The sequence below is a fragment of the Vibrio sp. V43_P6S15P86 genome, assembly GCF_009904725.1.
Lineage (GTDB): Bacteria > Pseudomonadota > Gammaproteobacteria > Enterobacterales > Vibrionaceae > Vibrio > Vibrio diabolicus.
On the sequence record NZ_WXWT01000468.1, the window covers coordinates 1 to 3995 of the forward strand.

General features: G+C 42.8%; 4 protein-coding genes and 1 pseudogene. 1 reads left to right on the plus strand and 4 read right to left on the minus strand.

Features of this window, described 5'->3' with window-relative positions; genetic code table 11:
* Positions 1–468: copper chaperone PCu(A)C (locus CAG69_RS21065; RefSeq protein ID WP_161446074.1), on the minus strand; the 468-nt coding region annotated here is incomplete at its 3' end.
* A 93-nt stretch (positions 469–561) separates the two neighbouring features.
* Positions 562–1023, minus strand: a complete 462-nt coding sequence (locus CAG69_RS21070; protein WP_012842502.1) for a hypothetical protein — start codon at positions 1021–1023, stop codon at positions 562–564.
* Positions 1024–1508: 485 nt separating this feature from the next.
* Here CAG69_RS21070 and CAG69_RS21075 point away from each other — a divergent pair, with 485 nt between their 5' ends.
* Positions 1509–2558, plus strand: a complete 1050-nt coding sequence (locus tag CAG69_RS21075; RefSeq protein WP_065646682.1) for a Preprotein translocase subunit SecY — start codon at positions 1509–1511, stop codon at positions 2556–2558.
* Between the two features lie 863 nt (positions 2559–3421).
* Here the strand turns inward: CAG69_RS21075 and CAG69_RS22635 are convergent.
* Both CAG69_RS22635 and CAG69_RS22640 read right to left on the minus strand, forming a co-directional pair.
* Positions 3422–3721, minus strand: a complete 300-nt coding sequence (locus tag CAG69_RS22635) for a hypothetical protein (protein WP_237668108.1) — start codon at positions 3719–3721, stop codon at positions 3422–3424.
* A gap of 60 nt (positions 3722–3781) precedes the next feature.
* Positions 3782–3995, minus strand: a pseudogene (locus CAG69_RS22640) (hypothetical protein); the annotation flags it as partial.

Below are 3995 nucleotides of genomic sequence, written 5' to 3' on the forward strand. Positions count from 1 at the left end.
GTGCATGTGTTTTTCCATGTGACCTTGTTTTTCAACCGCCATTTCTACTTCCACTTTACCCGCGTTTTTGAATGTTAACGTCATAGGGAAGCGGTCACCTTCTTTGAGCGCTTGTGTTGGATTGAAAATCATTAAATGGAAGCTGCCTGGCTTAAACAACACTGAGTCATTGGCGGGAACGCGCACTTCGGCAATCTTAATCATTTTCATCACACCATCTTCTTTCTTATGCGTGTGAATTTCGACATGTCCTGCGATTGGGCTTTCTGCTGCGATCAATGCATCTTCACTGTTACCGTGGTTGGTTAATTGAAAAAAACCACCGATAACAGGTGCGTTTGGTGGCGCTTCGCGGCTCCATGGATGATCGATATGAATTTTCCCTGCTTCATAATCGTGCGCTAAACTCAGCGGGCTAGCGATGACAGCAATAAGCGCGATAGCGGCGGTTTTAAATGATTTAAGCATGTGTTTTTCCTTTTGAATGAATGGCTTCTCTGAATGGACAACAAACAGAGTCATCGTTATTTTTGAATAAAGTTGTTAATGATTAGATGCCTGTTAGGCAGGAAAAACACTCGGCGGAGAGTGCTTAGGCGCGATGTGTTTGTAAACGAGCTTATCGCATTTTGAAAATCGGTAAGGCGTCAGGGCATTCTTGACTCGGCGCAGCCAATGGATGGTAGTCAGGTATAGCCCAATCGCAACCAAAAGAAAGAATTGAACCGCTTGTAGAAGCGGACATTCAAACTGAAAGCCTTCATGTAAATTAAGATCTTGAATGAGCGTAGAAGAAGGTTGAGCATTAGCTTCAATCAGCGTATTGATATCCACCCATTTGAAACCATCTGCGGTACACAGTAAGACCTTTTCACTTTGAACTTTGTTAAGCCAGGTTGTGCTGTGAACTTGTGTTGGGTTAAGAGTCGCTGTGGACGCTAAATACAACTGAAACAACACCGCGATAATAACCGCAATAGCGTGCAAGCGATGGTGTTTATGCTGTATTAGAGTGTTTTCCATACAATTGAGTGCTTATCTTCTTCGGCGCGGGATACTAACAAATTAACCAAACAATGTAATTATCAGTTTACTAAAAGGTGATGCAAGTGTGCATTATTTGTTTTATTGCCTATTTTTAACGCTTTAATAGCTTGGCTCTTTACGATTTAAAGCAACGTGTTACGGCAGATGGCATGTCTTGATTCGGCTTGCATTCATAACCTCCAATTCAGCTTGTCTGTCTTGCCTAGTCGCTTTTGAAGATACTGAATTAATCTCTCTTATATGTCACTGAAACTTCGGTTAGTGGGTGCCGAAGTGGTGTTTTTACGTGCTAGATTTGGCTGATATCGATTCAAAATGCACACCGAATCTTCACTTGTTTTCCATTAACGGAATTATGACAGTAATTTAATAAAGGATACGGTATTCTGCGCTCCTTTGTACATGCCAGAACGTCCGTCCTACTTAGTCGGAGGGGCGATTAATCTTAAGAAATTTCTCAAATGAAATACGAACAACAGATTGGATATCGATACCCTAAAGGTCGATTTGCCATGGTGAGTGTATACGCATTCACTGGTGCTGCGATTTTAGCATCGACTATTTTTTCTCTATTGCTGTTTTTGTCGATCGACGAAAACCCGATGATGCAAACCTTATTTGGTGGTTTAGCGATTATTTTTGAAGCGGGTAAGTTCTACGCTTGGTATGAATACGGTGAGCGCCGAGCCCATCGCAACTATACAGGGGCGGCAACCGCTCTCGTGTTTTATTTAGTCTTAGCTGCGATCTCCATTGGCGGTAGTATTGGTGGCATTAACAGTGCAACAAACAGCGCACAAAGCCATATTTCGGTAGAGCAGGCGAAAGTGGAAGCGTTTAATCGCCAAATTGCGGCAATCGATAAACAGATTGAGCTCAACAATATGGCAGCGCAGAAATACATCGAGATGGAGCGTATCGCGACCGGTGTAACTCGCATTCAGGAGCAAAACAAAACCTTACGCGAAGAGCAGCAACGCTTGGCTATGGAACGTGATAGTTTGCCACCAGTCACGCAAGGCTCAGTGATTGGTTTGATTGATAGCCTAGCCAACGCATTTGGTACCACCTCTCAGCAAGCTCAGCTTGGCTTAGTTGTATTTCTTTCGATTCTGTTGGATTTCTTTGCTGCATTTTTTGTCGGCCTGATTGGTGAAGAGCAACGGTTCAGACATTTCTATCGCCGAAATGAGGGCATGATACTGAAAACGGTTCGCGATATCGATCCAGAGCCAGCGGGATATCTTCCTCATATCAAAGAGGAGGAAGAGCAAGAAATACCAGTAACGCCGGAGCCTGAAGAGCCAAAAGAACCGAAAACTCTGTTAGAGCAAGTGAGCGATGCACTTAAAACGCATCAAATTACGTGCACAAAAAAAGCCGTTGCCAAACAATTTAGGCTATCTGCGGAAGAGGTAGACAAGGTGTTTGAGGAATTGGCAGAGCTCGGTTTAGTGGGTAAAAAAGCCAACCACCATTATCATTGGATAGGTCAGACAGAGACAGCATAATTGGTTATCAATTAGAGATCGGAAAGAGCGTCAATCGGCGCTCGTTTTTGTATTAGCTCGCCATTAACTTTTAAATAAATTATGAACAACTGGTCTTGCAAACTGAAAGTTCACTTGGATATCAGTTGAGGCTAGATTTGATATGTCCGAGTCAGCTAAATATTCACGCGCAAGGGATATATGTTTCAATACAGAAACTATTTTCTATCATGGTACAGCGAATAGTTCAGACGGCTCAATGGTGGGCATGAACTATGCGTATTCAGGTGATTAAAGGTTCTAAGTCAGCGAGTCAAAAATTAGCCGAAAGATACATTTTGCTTCATTCAGGAAGTCATAATAGCGGTCGCGTGATCGAGGATACACGTGAGGAAACATTTGCTCCCAACTTACCGGCCCGAATCGGTTATTAATACACCAAGAATGAAAGAGGCGTTAATTTGGTGCCTTTGTTGATAGCTACACAACATGATACGACTAATCTCTTTCTGCCTTAAAACGATACTGCTCCGACAAACAGACCAGAAGACCAACTAAAGCCGAAACGAAAATTACACACACTTGGTAGGTGACTTTCCCTGCCCCAAGATCGTTCAAAATCTCGGTAGTAGCAATCATAGGAAGCGTTACCGTGATCAGCAAGCTTAATAAGCGAGAAACCTTAGATTTCTTTCCGTGCCGCTTGGTATAGAAATAATGCGCATAATCCGAGTACATGATAAATAAGGAGATAAAAAGACCCAGTATCCAAAACATAGCTTACAAATCCTCTATTCTAAGCATGTTACGTCGTAATAACTCTTGCTTTGCAGCTAGCGCATCAGCCTCGTTAAAGCCTTTGAGTACACTCGCGAGAATAACCGCTACAAAAATGCTCTCGCGCCAGCTCGTTGCGCAGTTGATGAGAGGCTGAGTTTCTTGAAAGTCTCTTCAGCGATGTGCACAGAAGCCATTTCTTTAATCAATGCAGCCCCTTGACCTTTTGATAGCCCGTATATAACAGCTGCTGCAAAGCCGACCTCAAGTTTAATATCGATGGTGATAAACCATGTAGAAAGGAAGTCTGCGACTGCCTGATGAGTATCGAAATACTGGCGCAACTCACCATCTGATAGACTCCAAGGGTTCCACATGGGCTTAGCAATACTTTGCGCTATCAGCATTTGAACCTTACCGAAAAATTTCGGATTCCCTAAAGCCTGTGCTTGTTCAAGGACTTTTCTTTAGTCGAGTCGATTGAGCTGTCGATACAAAATGACACCTGTTATTACAGGCAAAACCTTTTCTCTGTTGTTTCTGATAAAACTCAAATCTGCATCTAAGCCTGTCAGTATCGCCAACTGAACTACAGGTTCGGTTTTTAGCGTCTGCTCACTATAACCTCTAACCATCGTTAGACCTCCTTTTTTCATATATTGTATGTGTACAATATAGACA

Excerpts from the sequence above, each read along its gene's own strand:
- CAG69_RS21070 (WP_012842502.1), bottom strand. The coding sequence starts at position 1,023 with ATGGAAAACACTCTAATACAGCATAAACACCATCGCTTGCACGCTATT.
- CAG69_RS21075 (WP_065646682.1), top strand. The coding sequence starts at position 1,509 with ATGAAATACGAACAACAGATTGGATATCGATACCCTAAAGGTCGATTT.
- CAG69_RS22635 (WP_237668108.1), bottom strand. The coding sequence starts at position 3,721 with ATGCTGATAGCGCAAAGTATTGCTAAGCCCATGTGGAACCCTTGGAGT.